This window comes from Micromonospora sp. NPDC051296 (genome assembly GCF_040682255.1).
In the GTDB taxonomy this organism is placed as follows: domain Bacteria; phylum Actinomycetota; class Actinomycetes; order Mycobacteriales; family Micromonosporaceae; genus Micromonospora; species Micromonospora craterilacus.
In genome coordinates, this window is record NZ_JBFBAO010000098.1 from 1 (window position 1) to 18,761 (window position 18,761).

12 protein-coding genes are annotated in these 18,761 nt (G+C 72.2%); 2 read left to right on the forward strand and 10 right to left on the reverse strand.

Translation table 11 applies throughout. The annotated features are described in order from the left end of the window. The first annotated feature begins 124 nt into the window (after positions 1-124). Positions 125-7,525: an amino acid adenylation domain-containing protein gene (locus AB0M52_RS13220; protein ID WP_363952848.1), complete on the forward strand. Its 7,401-nt coding sequence runs from the start codon at positions 125-127 to the stop codon at positions 7,523-7,525. 57 nt (positions 7,526-7,582) lie between these two features. On the opposite strand, the gene AB0M52_RS13225 is transcribed toward AB0M52_RS13220, so the two are convergent. The 10 genes from AB0M52_RS13225 to AB0M52_RS13270 all read right to left on the reverse strand — a co-directional run bounded on the left by AB0M52_RS13225 (position 7,583) and on the right by AB0M52_RS13270 (position 16,122). Continuing rightward, positions 7,583-8,617, reverse strand: a complete 1,035-nt coding sequence (locus tag AB0M52_RS13225) for a methyltransferase (protein ID WP_363952850.1) — start codon at positions 8,615-8,617, stop codon at positions 7,583-7,585. Beyond that, complete coding sequence (locus AB0M52_RS13230) at positions 8,614-9,792, reverse strand: aminotransferase class V-fold PLP-dependent enzyme (RefSeq protein ID WP_363952852.1); 1,179 nt, start codon at positions 9,790-9,792, stop codon at positions 8,614-8,616. The genes AB0M52_RS13225 and AB0M52_RS13230 overlap by 4 nt, the downstream gene beginning before the upstream one ends. After that, positions 9,789-11,048, reverse strand: a complete 1,260-nt coding sequence (locus tag AB0M52_RS13235; RefSeq protein ID WP_363952854.1) for a hypothetical protein — start codon at positions 11,046-11,048, stop codon at positions 9,789-9,791. Before AB0M52_RS13235 ends, AB0M52_RS13230 begins: the two co-directional genes overlap by 4 nt. Positions 11,049-11,108: 60 nt before the next feature. Continuing rightward, entirely contained in the window at positions 11,109-11,813 is a 705-nt protein-coding gene (locus AB0M52_RS13240; protein ID WP_363952856.1) for a tryptophan 2,3-dioxygenase family protein, read from the reverse strand. Between the two features lie 231 nt (positions 11,814-12,044). Next, positions 12,045-13,328: an MFS transporter gene (locus AB0M52_RS13245; RefSeq protein WP_363952858.1), complete on the reverse strand. Its 1,284-nt coding sequence runs from the start codon at positions 13,326-13,328 to the stop codon at positions 12,045-12,047. Then, positions 13,325-13,906, reverse strand: a complete 582-nt coding sequence (locus tag AB0M52_RS13250; protein WP_363952860.1) for a TetR family transcriptional regulator C-terminal domain-containing protein — start codon at positions 13,904-13,906, stop codon at positions 13,325-13,327. The genes AB0M52_RS13245 and AB0M52_RS13250 overlap by 4 nt, the downstream gene beginning before the upstream one ends. Then, positions 13,903-14,496 carry a sugar O-acetyltransferase gene (locus AB0M52_RS13255; protein WP_363952862.1) on the reverse strand — a complete coding sequence of 198 codons (594 nt, stop codon included), beginning with the start codon at positions 14,494-14,496 and terminating at the stop codon, positions 13,903-13,905. Before AB0M52_RS13255 ends, AB0M52_RS13250 begins: the two co-directional genes overlap by 4 nt. Further along, positions 14,483-15,145 carry a uridylate kinase gene (locus tag AB0M52_RS13260; protein WP_363952864.1) on the reverse strand — a complete coding sequence of 221 codons (663 nt, stop codon included), beginning with the start codon at positions 15,143-15,145 and terminating at the stop codon, positions 14,483-14,485. Before AB0M52_RS13260 ends, AB0M52_RS13255 begins: the two co-directional genes overlap by 14 nt. A 117-nt stretch (positions 15,146-15,262) precedes the next feature. Next, the gene (locus tag AB0M52_RS13265) at positions 15,263-15,670 is read right to left on the reverse strand and encodes a hypothetical protein (protein WP_363952866.1); all 408 of its coding nucleotides are present in this window, start codon (positions 15,668-15,670) and stop codon (positions 15,263-15,265) included. Continuing rightward, the gene (locus AB0M52_RS13270) at positions 15,670-16,122 is read right to left on the reverse strand and encodes a hypothetical protein (RefSeq protein ID WP_363952868.1); all 453 of its coding nucleotides are present in this window, start codon (positions 16,120-16,122) and stop codon (positions 15,670-15,672) included. Before AB0M52_RS13270 ends, AB0M52_RS13265 begins: the two co-directional genes overlap by 1 nt. Before the next feature lie 1,132 nt (positions 16,123-17,254). On the opposite strand from AB0M52_RS13270, the gene AB0M52_RS13275 reads away from it, so the two are divergent. Continuing rightward, the coding region (locus AB0M52_RS13275; protein WP_363952870.1) for an Ig-like domain repeat protein at positions 17,255-18,761 on the forward strand (1,507 nt) is incomplete at its 3' end.

The window sequence follows — 18,761 nt, forward strand, 5'->3', positions numbered from 1 at the left end:
CCGTGCCACTCGGGCGGCGCGATCGAGATCTTCCTGCGACCGATGCTGCCCGCACCGGTGCTGGGGGTGGCCGGCGGCACCCCGATCAGCGCCGCTGCACCGGGTCGCCTGGCGGGACGCGCCGGTGGATGCCGGTGATCTGCCGTCCCGGGTTCGGCTGCGCGGTCCCGGCATCGGCGGCGACCTCGCCGCCCGGCTCGCCGCCACGCTCGAGGGCCGGGGCGTCACGGTACAGGCCGCGCCGGAGCCGGGCGACGACCTCGCACCACCGGAGGTGACCGTGTGGCTGGCCGGGCCGGCGGTCGACCCGCCGGACGCGGCCGCCCTCGACACCGCCGTGGCCGGGCAGGTCAACGCGGTGCGCGCCCTGCTCGACGAGCCGGCCGGGCAGCTCGGCCGGCTGCTGGTGCTCACCGAGGACGTCCAGGTCACCGGGGCTGCCGAGCGGCCCCGGCCGGTGCAGGCGGTGCTGACCGGACTGTGCTGGGCGCTGGCCGACGAGCGTCCCGACCTGCCCATCCAGGTGATCGACCTGTCCAGTGTGGACGGCGCGGCGGTCCGGGTGGAATCCGTGTGCCGGGAGTTGTCCGGCTGCTGCCTCGACGACGCAGCGGACAGCGGCTCGGGCGCGGACGAGCCCGCGTTGACCGGGGTGGCCTGGCGGGCGGGACGTCGGCTCGGGCGGCACCTGGTTTCGGCACCGGACCCGGACGACCGGTCCGGCGACCCCGGCGAACGGTCCGGCGAGCCGGCGATCGGACCGGCCGACGGCGTACACGTGATCGTCGGAGGCGGCGGTGGGATCGGCGCCGAGTTGGCCCGTACCCTCGCCGGCCGGGGCCGCCCCACCCTGCTGCTGGCCGGGCGGTCGGAGCGGGCCCCGGACGGCCTGCTGGCGGAATTGACCGAGGCAGGCGCCACGGTGCGGTACCAGCGTTGCGACGTGACCGTGCCGGCCGACGTCGACGCGCTGCTGGCCGGGGTGTCCCGGGTGGAGACCGTCTGGCACGCCGCCGGGACGGTACGGATCGGCACCCTGGCGGCGAAATCCGTCCCGGACATCCTCGCCGTGCTGGCCCCCAAGGTACGCGGCAGCCACCTGCTGGCGGAGGCGTTGCGCCGGCACCGCCACGACCGGGCGGCGCTGGTCGGCTTCTCGTCGGTCAGCGCGGTGCTGCCCGGCCTGGCCGGGGCGGTCGGCGACTACGCGGCAGCCAACGCCTTCCTCGACGCCTTCGCCGCCGCACAGCGGGCTGCCGGCCGGCCCGCCCAGGCGGTCGGCTTCGCGCCGATCACCGACACCGGCATGGCGGCCCGAAGCGGCGCCATGGCCGCTGCGGGCCGTGGCACCGCCGGTGCGTTGACCGTCCGGGCCGCGCTGCGGGCGCTACAGGCCGCCCGGGGTGTCGACGCCGCCCACCTGGTGGTCGCGGATCTAAGCCCGGTGCCGGCCTCCGTCGCCCCGACCGCCGGCCAGCCGGCACCGGGCCGGCCGGAGGTGGACGACCTGTCCCGGTTGCTGCGCCGGCTGCTCGCCGAGCCGCTGCATCGCCCGAGCGAGGAGATCGCCGACGACGTCTCGTTCCTCACCCTCGGACTCGACTCCCTGGCCGCAGTGGACCTGGTCAAACGGTTGGAGGACGAGCTCGGCCGGCAACTGCCGGTCACCCTGTTCTTCGAGTACACCACCGTCGCCGCGCTGGCCGGTCACCTGGCGGAGTCCGGCACCGCACCGACGGCACCAGCCGGCGGGTCCACGCCGCCGGCTCCCCCGACGCCGACGCCGGTGCTGGCGGGACCCCCGCGGCCGGCGGCGCCCGTACCGGTCGCCGACGGGGAGCCGTTTCCGCTGACCGCGGTGCAGCGGGCGTGGTACGTCAACGAGCGGCTGCACCCGACCGTGGCCAGCTACGCCTTCGTCCGGCAGACCGTCACCGGGCCGCTCGACGCGGACCTGCTCGGCCGGGCGCTGACCGGCCTCGCCGCCCTCCATCCGATGCTGCGGGTCCGGTTCGTCCCGTCGGCCGGCGCCGGCACCCCGCGCCAGACGATCCTCCCCCCGGCAGCCGCCTCGGTCTCCTACGAGGTGCATCCGCTCACCGGCCCGCTCAGCGCGCTGGAGGAACGACTCTGCAACACCCCGGTCGACCTGACCCGGCAACCGCCGCTGCGGGCCGTCCTCGCCCGGGAACACCCGGACCGGTCCCACCTGCTCCTGGTGCTGCACCACGCGGCTGGGGACGGGTTCAGCCTCAACCTGCTCAGCGAACAACTCTGGGCCGACTACACCGCGCTGGCCCGGGGCTGCCTCCCCGCCCGGCCGCCCGCCTCCCCCGGGTTCGGCCGGTACGCCCTCGATGTCGCTCCGCCCACCGGAGCGGATCTGACGTACTGGCGCGAGACGCTGGACGGTCCGGGGTGGACGCTGCGGCTGCCGTACGACGGCGACCCCGGGGGGATGCCCGCACCGCCGTACGTGACGCACCTGGGCGAACTTGACGACGCGCTGGTCGCCGGGCTGCGTGAGCGGGCCGCCGAGGCGGGCGTCTCCCTGTTCCACCTGCTCCTCGCCGGGTACGTGCGTTGTCTGGCCCGGTGGAGCGGGCAACGGCGGGTGCCGGTGAGCGTGGCGCGGGCCGGCCGGGACGCCCGGTTGCCCGGTATCGAGCGGATCGTCGGCCCGTTCGCCGACACCCTGCCGCTGCTGGTCGAGGTGGATCCGGCCGAGCCCGCCGGCCGGCTCGCCGACCGGCTGCGAGAGTCCTGGGCCGTCGCGCAGCGGCACGGTTCGGTGTCCAGCCTCGACCTGGCCCGGCTGCTGCGCTCGACCGGGGACGGCCCGCGCACCGCCAGCCCGGCCGGGTTCAGCTTCGCCCGGTTCCCGGTCACCGCCGACCCGGACTGCCCGGTGACGATCGTCCCGACGGCGGCCGGTTCCGGTTCCGCCGCCACCCAGCTCAGCCTGCTCTGGTGGGAGTCGGGGGCGACGCTACGGCTGTCCTGGAACTTCCCGCCACGGCTGTTCCGACGTGAGACGGTGGCCCGGCTCGCCGCCGAGCACCACCGGGAGCTGGTCGACCTCGCCGCCGGGCCGCAGGAGGGGCACGTCGACCGCTTCCGGCCGGCGACCGACGACGGAGACGTCACCGGGCGGATCCGGGCGGTCTGCCGGCGCACTCCGGACGCGACGGCCGTGACCGACGGCGACCGGACGGTGACCTACCGGGACCTGGACCGGGCTGCCGACCGGGTGGCGGAGCTGCTCGCCGCCCACGGGGTACGCCCCGGCCAGCACGTCGGGATGCTCACCGCGCCCGGCCCGGAGTCGGTCATCGCGGTGGTCGGGATCCTGCGCGCCGGAGCCGCCTGGGTGCCGCTGGACGCCGCCCATCCCCCGGCCCGCCTCGACGGGCAGCTGCGCCGCGCCGGAGCCGGGGTGGTGCTGCACGACGAGGCCAGTGCGGCCACCGTGGCCCGGCTCGCCGGTCCCGTCCGGCCGGTCCGGCTCGGGGTGGACGCACCCGCACTCCCGGCATGGGTGCCGGCGACCGCGTCCGCGCCGGACGACACCGCGTACGTGATCTTCACGTCGGGGTCGACGGGACGGCCGAAGGGGGTGCCGATCACTCACCGGTCGATGGTGAACTACCTCGACTGGGCCATCGACACCTTCGGCTACCGGTCCGGCGACCGGCTGGCCCAGACCTCGTCGATCTGCTTCGACGCCTCGGTCCGACAGATTCTGGCGCCGCTGCTGGTCGGGGCCACTGTGGTCACCTTCCCCCGGTCGGTGCTGCGCGACCCGCAGGCGCTGCTGTCCCGGATGGAACGGGACCGGGTCACCGTGTGGAGTTCGGTACCCACCCTGTGGGAGCGGATCCTGCGAGCGGCCGAGGAGCGGACGGTGCGCGACGGCGTACCGCCGGACCTCGGCGCCCTGCGTTGGGTGCACGTCGGCGGGGAAGAGCTGTCGCCGGTGCCGGTACGACGCTGGTTCGACCTCTTCGGCGACGGCTGTCGGATCACCAACCTGTACGGCCCCACCGAGGCGACGATCAACACCACCTGGCACGTGATCGACGGCCGTCCCGACGATGCGGTACGCCGGTTGCCGATCGGCCGGCCGATCGGCGGGGCGCGGGTACGGGTCGTCGACCAGGACGGGCACCCCTGCCCGCCCGGCGTGGCCGGTGAGCTGCACCTCGGCGGTGTCGGCGTCACTCCCGGCTATCTGGGTGAGCCCGAGCTGACCGCCGCCGCCTTCGTGCGCCACGGCGGCGAGCGGTACTACCGCAGCGGTGACCGGGGCCGGGCGGCCCCGGACGGCACGCTGGAGTTTCTCGGCCGCCTCGACGACCAGGTGAAGATCCACGGGTACCGGCTGGAGCCGGGCGAGATCGAGGCGGTGCTACGCACTCATCCGGAGGTGGCCGCCGTGGTGGTGCTGCACCAGGCCGAGCCGCACCCACGGCTGCACGCCTTCGTCGCACCCGCACCGCAGACCGGACCGACCGTGGCGCAGCTGCGTGGGTACCTCGCCGAGCGGCTGCCGGAGCAACTGGTCCCGGCCCGGATCCACCTGCTGGACAGCCTCCCGCTCACGCCCACCGGGAAGGTCGACCGGGATCGGCTCCGGTCGCACGGCGGTTTCGCACCGGCCGCCGAACCGGAGCGCCTCCCCGCACCGACCGGTCCGGCCGCCGTAGCCACCGACACCAGCACCAGCACCGACACCGAGGCGAGACTGGCCCGGATCTGGGGCGAGCTGCTCGACCTGCCGACGATCGGTCCCGACGACGACTTCTTCGCCCTCGGCGGCGACTCCATCCTGGTGCTGGAGGTCTTCGCCCGCACGCAGGACCAGTTCCCGGCCACACCGAGCCCGACCGTCATCTACCAGCACCGCACCCTCCGCAAGCTCGCCGCCGCGATCGACGCTGCCGTCGAAGCCACGGAACGCACCGCCGGTGCCACGGTGGTGAGCGATCCGGATGAGCCGTTCCCGGTGACGGCCACCCAGCGCGGCTTCCTGCTCGCCGACGCCGTCGCACCGGGCGCCGGCACCGCCTGGCTGGCCCGGCTACGACTGCGCGGTCGGCTGCGCCGCGAGGTCCTCCAGCGCGCCGTCGACCTGCTGGTGGCCCGGCACCCGATGCTGCGTACCGTCTTCCCCGCCGGGGTCCGGCCCCCGGTCCAGCAGGAGCTGCCCCCGTCGCTACGGCTACCGATCGGCTACGAGGTGCTCGCCGGCCCCGACGAGGTGGCCGCCCGGGTCGCCGAGGAACGCCAGCGGCGCTTCGAGCCGTGGGCGTGGCCGCTGCTGCGGCTGCGGCTGCTGGCGCTCGCCCCCGACCACCACATCCTGCTGGTGCACGCCCACCACCTGATCGGCGACGGTTACAGCGCCGCCCTGCTCGGCCAGGAACTGTTGGCGGTCTACCACCGGCTGATGGCGGATCTCCCCGGCGACCTGTCTCCGCTGCGCACCCACTTCCGGGAGTACGTCGCGCTGCTGGCTCGCCGCGCCGCCGGCCCACCCGAGCCGAGCGCGCACGCCTGGTGGACCGGACGGTTCGACACGCCGTACCGGCCGCCGGTGCTCGGTGCCCGCCCCGACGCCTCCCGCGGACCGGACGCGGGCGGTACGCCGGTGGCGGGCCTTCCGGCGGTGTGCGGCTTCACCTTGGACGGGGCGGTGGTCAGCGGACTGCGCCGGCTGGCCGCCGACGCCGCGACCACCCTGTACGCCCCGGTGCTGACCGCGTACCACCGGGCGGTGGCCAGCCTCACCGGGCAGGACGACCTGGTCGTCGGCCTGGCGCTGACGGGTCGGGACCATCCGCTGCCGGACCTGCACCGGATCTTCGGTCCCTGCGCGGCGATGCTGCCGTTGCGCCTGGGCGGATCGGCGGGCTTTGCCGAGCAGCTCGCTCGGGTCGCGGCCGAGGTCGCCGCCGCCCGGCGGCACGACGACCCGCCGTCGATCGCGGCGGCCGTGCCCGCCGGACCGGGCGGCACCCCCGCCGGTGCCCAGTTCTTCTTCAGCTTCCTGGACTTCGCCGCACTCGGGGCGCCGCCGCCGACAGCGGCCGGGGCACCGTCGTCCGCGGCGGCTGGTGCCGGGACGGACCGGCTCAGCCTCGACTGGGACGAGGAGAGTGAACTGACGCCCCCGCCACTGGGCACCGACCTGTTCCTGACCGCACGCCCCGGAGCGGACGGACTCCGCGTCACGCTACGCGGCTCCCCCAACGCGGTAACCCGGGCCGAGCTGGGCCGGCTCGCGGACCGGCTGCGGGCCGACCTCACGGCCGCGGCCGCGGACAGCCCGCCCGTAGGGCGGCAGGCCGCAGTGGACGAGACCGTGCGGGCGGCGACGGCCGGCCCGGCGCGGGGGCTCAGGTTGGCCGCGGCCATCGTCGGTTACCTGCCGCCGCCGGCGCAGCTCGCCGCGATCGCCGGGTTGCCCGCCGAAAGCCTGTCCCGGGCACAGGTACGCGACCTGCTCTTTCCCGACGGCCGCCCGCGGCTGCTGGAGGAGCTGGCCACCCCGCTGGGTGTCTCCGGTTTCGTCTGCCTGCCCCGGTTCGCCGACGAGCTGACCGCCGCCGGGGACGCCCTCGCCACCGAGACCGGCGAGGCGGTCGACCTGGCCGCCGGTCTTGGCGCCCGGTGCGTGTCGCTGGCCGGCATGATTCCCGCCCGTACCGGCTACGGCCTCGGCGTGCTGCGGCATACCCGCAGCGGAGTCGCGGTGACCACCGGCCACGCGGCCACCGTCGTCTCCGTGGTTCGCACGGTGGAGGCCGCGCTGGCCGCCACCGGACGCAGCCTCGGCGGCCGCAGCCTCGCCGTGGTCGGTCTCGGCTCGATCGGGTTCTCCTCGCTGCGGCTGCTGCTGGCCCGGGCGGAACACCCGCCCGCGCGGCTCGTGCTCTGCGACGTCCCCGCCGCCGCACCCCGACTGGTCGAGCACGTCACGCGGCTACGGGCGGACGGCTTCGCCGGCGACGTCGAGGTGCACCCGTCGACACCGGGGATCGCCCCGGCCGGCTACGCGGCGGAGGTGATCGTCGCGGCGACGAGCGCGGCCATCGAGCCGGTCGAGGTCGACCGGCTGGCACCGGGAACGATCGTGGTGGACGACTCGTTCCCGCCCGCGTTGGACACCGGGCGGGCGCTGGCCCGGATGCGCCGCGACCGCGACATCCTGGTGGTCGGAGGTGGCCTGCTGCACGTCGGCCCGACCCGGCGCGACGTCCCGGCGGACCTGCCACCGGCACCGGCGGCCCTGTCCGGGGCCGCCCTCGGGCTGCCCGGGGCGATCGCCTCCTGCCGGCTTGAGTCGCTACTGTGGACAGCCGCCCCGGACCTGCCGCTGGTGCACGGCCTGGTGGACGATTCGACCGCGGCGGCGTATGCGCGGGCGCTGACCGGGGCCGGGATCACCGCCGCGCCCCTGCATTTGCTGCACCACCTCATCGAACCGGACCTGCCGGGGATGCTGCCCGCGACTGTCACCTGAGGCGACCTGCCGCCACGAGGCGTCGGTGGCCACGGACACCGGCCCGAGCCGCAGCGTTCAGGACTCGGCGGTGATCGGCTTGTACGCGGTGACCAGCTCCCAGCTGCCGGGCAGTACCGTCACCTGTTCGAAGCCGACCTCGGTGAGCAGCGTGGCGTAGAAGGTCACCTCCCGTAGGCGGCTGACGCAGTTGTCGACGCCGATCAGGAAGTAGCTCCAGAAGAACTGCATGGCCAGGCGGTCCGGGGTGCGGAACTCTTCGCAGATCAGCAGCAGTCCGCCCGGTTCCAGGGCCGCGTACGCCTGCGCCACGAGGCGTCGGGCCACCTCGTTGGGCCAGTCGTGCAGCACCCGGACGAACGACAGCGCGTCGTACCCCCGCGGGAGTGGCTCGGCGAGGAAGTCGCCACCGACGAATCCGAGCCGGTCCGGGTGGCCACGGGCGACCCGGGTGGCCGCCACCAGCGGTGCCACCGCGGGCAGGTTGTACACGTCGGCTCGCAGTTTCGGCGCGGTGTCCAGTATGTGCGCGGCCAGTGTGCCGTCGCCGCCGCCCACGTCCAACAGCCGGTGCCGGTCGGGCCAGAGCCGGTCGGCGTGCTGGCGTACCGCTTCGATCACCGGCCCCAGCCCGACGGCCATGCTGCGTTCGAAGTCGGCGGTCTGGGCGTCGGTCTTCGGCGGCCAGGCGAAGTCGTCGTCGCCGATACTGACCTCGCCGCGGAGACTCTCGGGCAGCCGACCGTGCAGCTGCCGCCACGGGTAGCGATCCCGGTCCCGCTCGATCGCGCCGGGGCCGACCACCGCCTCGACCGCGTCGCGTAGCCCGGGTACGGCCCGGTAGCTGGCCGCGCCGACGGCGTCGGCGGGCTCGTCGTGGGTCACGAAGCCGAGGCTCTCCAGACAGTCCAGGAACTTGTACAGCCGCAGCGGGTGCACCCCGAACCGAGCGGCCAGCGTGTCGAGACGAGCCGGCCCGGACTCCAACGCGTCGAGCAGCCCCAGGTCGAGCGCCGTCCGCAGCACGTCCATGGCCTTGGAGCCGTTGGCGAGCAGGCTCATCAGCGCCCGGGGCGAGAGCGTTACGGTCATCGGGCCAACTCCTTGTCCAGCGCGTCCATGAACGCGTCGATCTCGTCGAGACTGTTGTAGACGTGCGGACCGACCCGCAGGTAGCCGCGCCAACTGCAGATCAGGTTCCGGGCGGCCAGCCGCCGCTTGACGGTCTCACCGTCGGGCACGTCCAGGCACACCACGCCACCGCGCCGGTGGGCTTCCCGAGGGCTGACCACGGTGATGCCCGCCGCGTCGGCCCGGTCCAGGAGCCGCTGGGTGAGCGCCAGCGAATGCCGTCGAATGGCTGCCACGCCCACCTCGGCCAGCAGATCCAGACCGACCTGGGAGACCAGCGAGGTCAGTGGGAACGGCGTGCCACCGGCGAACCGGCGCGCGCCCGGCGCCCAGCCGGTGGACGGCTGGAAGGTCAGTGCCCGGTCGCCGGCCTGCCACCCGGTCGCCGCCGGTTCCAGCTGCGGCACCAGGTCCGGCCGGACGTAGAGGAACGCGGTGCCGACGCCGCAGAGCCACTTGTGCGCGCCGCCGAGGACGACGTCGACGCCGAGCGTGGTCACGTCCAGCGGCACCACTCCCACGGTCTGGAAGGCGTCCACCACCACCAGCGCGCCGACCTGGTGGGCGCGGGCGATCAGACGGGGCAGGTCGACCGTCGCGCCGGAGGTGAAGCTGGCGTGCGGGACGCACACCAGCAGCGTCCGCTCGTCGAGCCGCGCCTCCAGGGCGTCCTGGTCGAGCCGGGGGCCACCCGTACCGACCACCTCGAGGCGGGCGCCGTAGCGGCCGAACGCCTGGAAGACGAACGGCACCGTCGGGTACTCCAGGTCGGTGATGACGACCCGGTCGCGCGGTGGTCGGTAGTCGAAGCAGGAAGCCACCCGGGCCAGCAGGGTGCTCAGGTTCGCGTCGGTGACCACGCTGCCCGGTGGCGCGCCGAGCAGGGCGGCCAACCCGTCGGCGTACCGGTCGAGGCCGACGTGCCAGTCCTGCCACACGTCGTCGCGCCAGGTGCGCAGCGTCTCCCAGTAGCCGCGCAGCACCCGCTCGGCGCCCCTGGGCACCGCGCCGGTGGAGTTGTTGTTCAGGTAGACGCACTGCTCCAGCAGCGGGAACTCGGCGCGCAGCGCGGCGTGTGCGGCACGGTCGAGGCAGCTCGGGATGTCCGGCCCGGGCGGCGGGTGGGGTCGGGTCACGCGGGGTGGCCTCCAGTCGGGTCGGTCAGGTGGGGATCGGGCGCGTTGGTGCTGAACACCGGCACGTCACGGACCGCCGCCAGGTAGGGCGTGCCTTGGGTGTAGCCGGTACCGGACCGGGCCCCGAGCATCCGCACCGCCACCCGGTGGTGGGTACGCCGCCACCGCAGCAGGGTCGCGGCGAACTCGCCCATCCGCCGGGCGACCAGGTCGCGGTCCGCTCCGGCGAGTCGGCCTCCGCCCACGGCCGACCGGTAGGCCTCATCGACCGTCGGTTGACCGGCCCGCACCCGGGCCAGGACCTCCGGCACCGACCGGTAGGCCACCGAATCCAGCCGGCCCTCGTCGGGCGTACGGCACAGCGACTCCACGAGCTTGTAGGAGCGGGACTGGATCGCGCTGGCCCCCTCGGTGTACTGCCGAAACGTCTGGAACGACTCCCGCTGCATCGTGGCCAGCAGCGAGAACAGCGGGCCGGCGGACCCGAGTAGGTCCCGGGCGTACGCCAGCCGGGCGGCGGCGGGGCGGGCGGCGTCCACGGCCAGCGCGGCAACGGCGGCACCCAGTTCGTCGGCGACCCCGGCGAAGAGGCATTCGTACGCCTGCAGCACCCGGATGAACAGGTACTCGTCGTGGGTGACGTGCACGGGCAGCATGCTCAGTCGCAGCGACTGGTCCGCGGCCGTACCAAAGTCGGCGGCGACCACGCTCAGCGCGGTGGCGACGGTCGCCGGATCGCCGGCACCGACGGCCCCGGTCAGACCGAGGCGGGCCAGCGCGGGCGAGGCGGCCCGGACGCCGAGCCGGCAGCGCTTGGCCACCAGTTCCGGCCCCGGTCGCCCCAGCGGGAGCAGGTCGGTGGTGTGGGCGGCGGCGGCCAGTTCGAAGGCGAGCGCGTCGGCCACCAGGCGGATGACGAGTTGGTCACGGGTACGCCGGGCGGACGTGTCGTCCTCGGCCGGTGGCGGGTGGTCCGCTCCGCAGGGCAGCCGGAGCAGCCGGAGCGCAAGGTAGCTGCGGTAGTCGTAGCGACCGTCCCACTTGTCCAGTGTGGCGTCGAGGAAGTCGCGCAGCAGTGGGGCCGGTTCGCCCCGGCCGGTCACCCTCGACCGGGCCTCGTCGAGGAGGGCGAGTAGGTTCTTTTCGACGAAGTGTTTACCGACACGCTGGAATTCGTCCAGCACCGAATGGTACGGGAACACGTCAGGGGCGGCCGCACCGGACAGCCAGCTCGTCAGTTCACGCACGAACCACACCTCGGCATTCTGAGACGGGTCGTATTCGGGGGATCGGCCCTCCTCGTCGAAGGCCGGTCGTCAGGGACGGGCGGTGCCGGAATTGTCGGCCGGGGAATTGAGTCGGGCCTGCCACAAATCCGGGAAGAATCGGTGTCCGACGAGTTTGGCCAGCATATTTGCCGGGCTGCCCGGTGTGCCGGCCGGCGCATGCCCCCCGACCCGCAGGGTCAACTGGTAGTGCCGCACCCGCCACAGCGACACCCGCTCGTCCCACTCCAGCATCGCCTCGGCCAGGCGGTGCTCCGGGTCGGCCGGAGCTGCCCGGCGCAGCGCCGCCAGCTCGATCCCCCGGGCGGCGAGGTGGCCGGCGAAGGCTCGACCGAGCTGCGCGCTGAGCGACCGGACCCGCTTCCAGCCGGGCGATTCGGCGCCGGATCCGTTGCCCAGCGCGGGCTGCATGGCCTGGAAGTCCACTGGGGACAGATAGGTCAGCATCTCCAGCTGGTCGGTGGTCAGCCGCACTCCGAGAGTCGCCCGACCCAACAGCACCTCCGCCGCCGCCGGGTCCCCCGCGTCCACCTGAGCCACCGCCTCGGTCAACTCCGACGCCGCCAGTTTCAGCCACAACTCGGTGGACTGGTGCACCACTTGGAACAGCAGCTCATCGCGGTGGATCATCTCCGCCGGTGTGCGTTGCAGACCGAGCAGCGCGCCCGTACGCATATAGCGCTCATAGTCCGTAGCGCCGTCGCCCGGCAAGACAGGTGACTGATCGCGCTTCACGGAATGGCCTCCTCGGTCGGGCGTCAGAACGGCCGGTTCGGCCACGTCGTTGGCGGGCGGAGACGGACATCATCCAACGAAAAACGCCAATGCGCTAGCCATCCGTCACGGATTCGGAGCGGAAAATCACGACGACGAACGCAACCCGCGGCACGTTACCTGGCCCTTTGGGCTTACTCGGCCGCCGCAGGCTGGGCGAATCGCAGTACGTTGCCGTAAGGGTCGGTGACCTCAAGCGTCGGTCCGCCGGGCACGTCCCGGTCGACGCCGGGGCGGACCGACGCGTTCGGTCGGGCCAGCAACTCCGCGTGCAGGCCGGAGGCTTGCGGTGAACAGCAGACCGACCGCGACCACGCCCATGGTGATGGACAGCGAGCGGAGGATCCCGACGTGGTCCGCGAGGAAGCCGAGAAGTGGGGGTCCGGCCAGGAAGGCCGTGTAGCCGATGGAGGAGACGACGCTGACCCGGATCGCTGCCTGGCGTGGATCATCGGCTGCCGCGCTGATGCCGAGCGGAAACCCCATCGCGGTGCCCAGCCCCCAGGTGATGACTCCGGCCAGGGCAAATGCTTGGTGTGGGCCGAAGATCGTGGCCGCGAGGCCGGACATGGCGAGGACGGCGCTGGCCCGGGTGACGAGCCTCGGGCCGTATCGGTCAACGAGTGACGGCCCGAACCATCTGCCGATGGTCATCGCGGCGACGAACAACGCGAAGCTCAGCGAGCCTGCGGCTACCGAGGTGTGGTGACCCTCGATCATGGCGGAGGCGAGCCAGTCGTTGCCGGTGCCCTCGGAGAACGCCATGCTCAACACGAAGATGCCGAGAGCGAGCGTGCGTGGTTCGGTCCACGCGCGCAAGGCGTTGCGTGTCGGGTGGTGCGTGGACGGCTGGGCGTCCGTGGGCAGATACCGGCGAGTGGACAGTGGTACGGCAATGGCGATCAGCGCTGCGACGACGGCCAGGTGGGCGACGACCGGGATGTGGAGTGCGGCGCAGGCTGCGGCGAGCCCGGCGCCGATGACAGTTCCGGCGCTCAGGGAGGCGTGGAATCGGGACATCATCGACGTGCCGGCGCGTTGCTCGACGGCAGCGGCCTCGACGTTCATTGCCACGTCCCAGATGCCGGTACCCAAACCGAGAAGCGCCAGCCCCGTGGCCGTGACGGTGAAGGCGCCCTGTGCGCCGATTCCGGCCAGGCAAAGCCCGGCCGCGCTGGCCAGGCTGGCTACGGCAACGGCGCGGCGTGGGCTGGTGCGGGCCACGAGTGGTCCCGCCGTCAACAGCGAGATGATCGATCCGATGGGCAGGGCGAGCAGCAACAATCCAAGCTGTCGCGGGCTCAGCTGAAGCTGCGACTTGACGCTCGGGATGCGGGCCGCCCAGGTGGCGAAGGCGAAGCCGCTGCTGACGAACGCGAGGTATACCGCCGCTGCGGCGGCTCGCGTCTGGGTACGGCTGATAGCCGCCGGCCCGACCAGCGACCTGTCGTGTGCGCCAACGCGACTATGGGTCACCCCGCTACGTCCCTGGGCACGAGGCGACAGACCGAGGCCCTGATCTTTCCGGGATCTACCGGCCGAGTGGACAGGGTCGCGTGCAGGATCAGCCCTTCGATCAGCGCGTCGAGTGTCTCCGCGGTGTCAGGGTCGAAATGTCGCTGCAGCGATCTGCGGGTGCTGTCCATCCACGCCTGTGTGATCACCCGGAGCGCGGGATTGCGTGCCGCCGCGGCGTACAACTCGTAGGCGAGGACTGCGCTGCGCTGGTTGTCGGCCAAGTCGGCCAACAACGCCTCGACGACTTTCCCGCGGGCGTCGGTCTCTGGCTCGATCGCCGCCATCTGCGCGTCGAACGCCGCCGATGCCGTCTCCGCCAGATGTGTGAAGGCCGACGTCAGGAGATGCTCCAGGCTGTCGAAGTGGTACGTGACCGAGCCCAGCGGCACGTCGGCGGCAGCGGCCACCCGACGGTGGGTTGTTCCGGCCACACCATGCTCGGCGATGACATCCAGAGTGACCTCTATCAGCCGCTGACGCCGGTCCGGTTCATACCGGCGGCGGCTCCGGCCGGCGGCCTGCTGCCCGTTGGTCATCTGTCGTAGACCGACCGGATGACGCGAGCGGGGTTGCCCACGGCGACGACGTCGGCGGGAATGTCTTTCGTGACGACCGCGCCGGCGCCAATCACCGAGTTGTCGCCGATGGTGACGCCGGGGCAGATCACGGCCATGCCGCCGATCCACACGTTGTTGCCGATCGTGATCGGCAGTGCCGCCTCCCACTTGGCGCGGCGCGGCTCCGGGTCGATCGGATGCGTCGGCGTCAGCAGCTGCACGTTCGGGCCCATCAGCACGTCCTCACCGATGAGGATCTGCGCGACGTCCAGGGCCATCAACCCGTAGTTGATGAACGTCCGCGCGCCGACGTGGATGTGGCTGCCGTAGTCGACGTGCAGGGGAGGGCGAATCTCCACCTCAGCACCGACCGAACCCAGCAACTGCTCAAGCAGCCCCCGGCGCCCCTCAGAATCACGCGGATCGCTGTCATTGATCGCCTTGGTCAGCACCATCGCCTGACGCATCTCGGCTTCCAACTCCGGATCAGCACCCCGGTAGAGATCGCCAGCGAGCATGCGCTCCCGCATGGAGCGCGGGTCGTCCTCAACAAGATCAGGAGACGTCATGCGTACGATCGTACAAACATTGTACGATCGTACGCAACGGGTCCGACCAGCGCACGACGGTCGGCCGGAGGGGGTCATTCATGTCCAGCACGACGGTGGCCACCTCCGCCGGGCGGGCCTCGGCGCGATACAGCTCCTGCCCCGGCAGGTAGCGACGCCGATAGCGTTCCTCGATCACTTCCACCGACCCGAACACCTCCAGGTCGCGGACACGCGCGCGAGCAAGAGCAACCTCGGGATCCGCGTGTAGGTAGATCGACAAGTCCCAGAAGTCACGTAGCTCGGGCCGCAGCATGAACACGCCATCGAACAGCAGAATCGCCGCAGCTGGCGCTTGCACGGTCACCTCACCGGTGGCGCGGTCAGCCCGGTAGTCGAACATGCCGGGCAGGTAGCGGCCATCGCCGCCCGGTCCCAGCGGGCGAAGCACCGCTTCGACGATGACGTCGTGGTCAAAGGAGTCGCGATAGAAACCCTCGGGTGACAGCGAGCCACGCCGACGACGCACCGCCTCAGGACGATGAAACCGATCGATGGACAGCCGGATGACCGGCCGAAAGCGGCTGAGGTGCACGGCGAGGTCGTCAGCGAGGGTGGTCTTGCCTGCCGCATCCGGGCCGTCAGCACAGACCCGCAGCGTATGGTCCACGCTCTGCCGCCGAAGAAGGTCAGCAAGCGCCGAGATAAGTTCATCTCGTCCTTGTCGCACGGGCGGGACCCTACCTCAGCACGGCGACCCTTCCTGGCCCACGCGGGCGCCGCAATGTCATTGGACATGGCCGCGCTGGCGGTGCGGGCCGCGGTCCTCCTCCGTAACGAGCGCCTGTATTCGGCGCACGGTCGCTCCCGGCGCGAAGATCGCCTCCCGCCATCGCTGCAATGTTCTGGTCAGGTCCCACACGGTCGTTCGCAGCTCTCGCAGTTCCCGCTGCGAGGCCGCCAACTGCTCCCGGACCGACAGCGCCTCGGTCTCCAGTTCCGTGACCCGCGACCGCAGCGGCTGCACCAGAGCCAGCGCCGCATCGGTCAACGCTCCCGCTGTGTCGGCCTTCAACTTCCGCCGCTGCATGGCGATCGTGGCAAGAACGCCGAGGCCGCTCGCGCCGCCGAACAACCCGAGCGCGGAGATCAACAGCTGCACCCAGTACGGCGAGCCGGAAGCCTGGGCGGTCATCATGTCTTCCCCTCAGGGGCCGGACAGGCACCGGCCTCGGTCAGACGCATGAGCAGTCGCAGGGACCACACGATCTCGGCCGAGCGCAACCACGAGCCGATCGCCACGGCGCCGACGAACGACGCGGCCACCACTGCCTGCCCGCCAGCGACCGCCAGGACGGCGACAACGTACATCGCCGCGATCGCGCCCAGCATGAGCACCGCGGCGAGTTCTATACCGAGCCCGGTGCCGAGTTGCCCCGGCCAGAACATGCCGAGCAGGCCCGCGACGCCGACGACGATCAGGCCGAACTCCCAGCTGATTTTGATCGCGTAAGGCATCGCCACCTCCACCGACTGCGGCCGAAAGTTCAGCGCGACCAGCAGGACGCCGCAGACGGGCGCGGTGACGAGGACCGCGAACTCGTAGACGCGATGTGTCGTCCGCTTGTAGAAGTTCCCGTTTCCCATGCCCGACTCCTCTCCCAGCCGCACGTCGGGTGGACGTGCAGCAAGCCCAAGCCAGCACGTCCCGTGACGGCGTCGAGCGGCCCAGCGCCTGAGGTCGACACGGCCGGCGGCATGGCGGAAAGCCAGGGCGAGCAGAAGGGCATCCGCCCATCTGCTGCCGCAGATACCGGGCACACCGCTCGGTCGGGCTGCGGCGCTCACCGCCATGAATCCAACATATGCCCAGGTCAGAGGCACATTGACGCCCCGCGGACAGAAGTCGGCCGGCACAGTGCTCAGAGCGCCAACTGTCGGGTTATCGACAACGACCTAACGACCCTGTCGGCCCGAGACCCCAGCACCCCGAACTGATGTAGCCCGGGCGGCCGACTGCCGCCAGCCCCAACCCGATCCGGGAAGCTCCGGCCAGCCGGTCGATGATTGCCATGATCCCATCCAACACCGCCCGTCGCGCGCTGCCGCCGCCCCCCTCTTCCGCGCAGAGTGCTCAGCGGGCGAGTGCGGATGAACCGGGCGTAGCTCACCGTGCTGCCCGGGGCCTCCGGGGGGTGACTTTTGTTCGCCGGCCGACTCTTTTTGTCATCAGAGATAGAAGTGTGAAGGATATCGCCAATAGATCTGGACATCTCGACGGCAAGACGGCTAGTGTCGAAACAACATCAACTCATTTCGATGAGGTAGCCGGCGGCGCGGTTACCTCCTTGCCCGAGAGTCACGGCCTGGCCGGGAGACCTCACCCTCCTGGTTGGCGTGCCCACCGACCTCCGGCGCAGCCCGCGCCCTACCGCAACCGCGTCGGCCCTCGCCGACTCGGTAACGCGGTCGGCGGCACCTCCGTCGCCGATCCGACCCAGGTCGTCGTCCACCGTCCCGATCGAGTCACGTCTGCCCACATACCACCCGCGACCGGCCGGCAGCCACCGCACCGGACCCCACCGTCGCGGATCAGGCCGGTATGTGGTCATCCGCCATGCCGTCGATCCATGCGGAACCCCTACGGATCGTCGACGGTCACCCAAGACTCGCGAAAGGTGTGTTCCACATGCCCGCTTTTCCTGCGCGATGCGGCCCGCCAAGGCGTTCGCGGCTGTTCTCCAGGCTCGGCACCGGCCGGCCCAACCAACCGCTGAGGATGCTCGCGGCGATCGCCGTCCTGATCGTCGGCTTCGCGCTCATCGGCGTTCCCGCCGGTGCCCGCCCGACGGACACCGAGCCGGCCGCGGCCAGTGACCCCACGTCGACCGGGCAGTTGCAGGCCCAGGTGCTCACCTGGACGGCCGACAACAGTGTCCAGGCGTACGCCTCCGCACCCACCACCGCGGTCGCCGGCCCGGCCACCCTCGTCTTCGAGAACAGCGTCGCGACCGGCAACACCAGCGGCATGCAGCACACCCTCACGTTCGACACCGGAAACCCGGCGTACAACCGCGACGTGGAGGTGAACCTCCTGGCCGACCCGTTCGACAGCAACCGGGGCCGGTGGACCGTCGACGTGGTGCTCACGGCCGGCACCTACCGCTACTTCTGCGCGATACCCGGGCACGGCACGATGACCGGTCTGCTCGTCGTGAGCGGCGGTGGGGAGGACACGACCCCACCGACGGTGACCGCGGCCGTCACCGGTGAGCGGAACGAGGACGGCGCCTACATCGGCGCCGCCACGGTGACCCTCGACGCCACCGACACCGGCTCCGGCGTCGACCGCATCGAGTACTCCCTCGACGGCGGCGCGTACGGCACCTACACCGCCCCGATCACGGTGAGCGCCCCCGGGCAGCACACCGTCGCCTACCGGGCCACCGACAAGGCGGGCAACACCTCCCCCGTCCAGTCGACCGCCTTCCAGGTCGTAGCACCACCGGACCCGGACACCACCGCACCCACGGTGACCGCCGCCGTCACCGGTGACCAGGACGACGACGGCGCCTACACCGGCGCGGCCACCGTCACCCTCACCGCCACCGACACCGAATCCGGCGTCGACCGCATCGAATACTCCCTCGACGGCGGCGCGTACGCCACCTACACCGCCCCGATCACGGTCACCGCCCCCGGGCAGCACACCGTCACCTACCGGGCCACCGACAAGGCGGGCAACACCTCCCCCGTCCAGTCGACCGCCTTCCAGGTCGTAGCACCACCCGACCCCGACACCACCGCACCCACGGTGACCGCCGCCGTCACCGGCGAGCAGGACGACGACGGCGCCTACATCGGCATGGCCACCGTCACCCTCACCGCCACCGACACCGAATCCGGCGTCGACCGCATCGAATACTCCCTCGGCGGCCAGGCGTACGCCACCTACACCGCCCCGGTGATGGTGCACCAGCCGGGCCAGCACACCGTCAGCTACCGGGCCACCGACAAGGCCGGCAACACCTCGACCCCACAGTCCGTCACGTTCCAGGTGGCCGACCCGTCCGGCCCCGACACCACGCCGCCGACCGCGACCGCCGGGGTCACCGGCGACCGCGACGACAACGGCGACTACCTCGGGGCGGCCACGGTGACCATCTCGGCCGTCGACACCGAGTCGGGTGTGGACCGGATCGAGTACTCCGTCGACGGGCAGACCTACACGACGTACACCGCTCCGGTGACCGTCAACGAGCCCGGCCAGCACACCGTCAGCTACC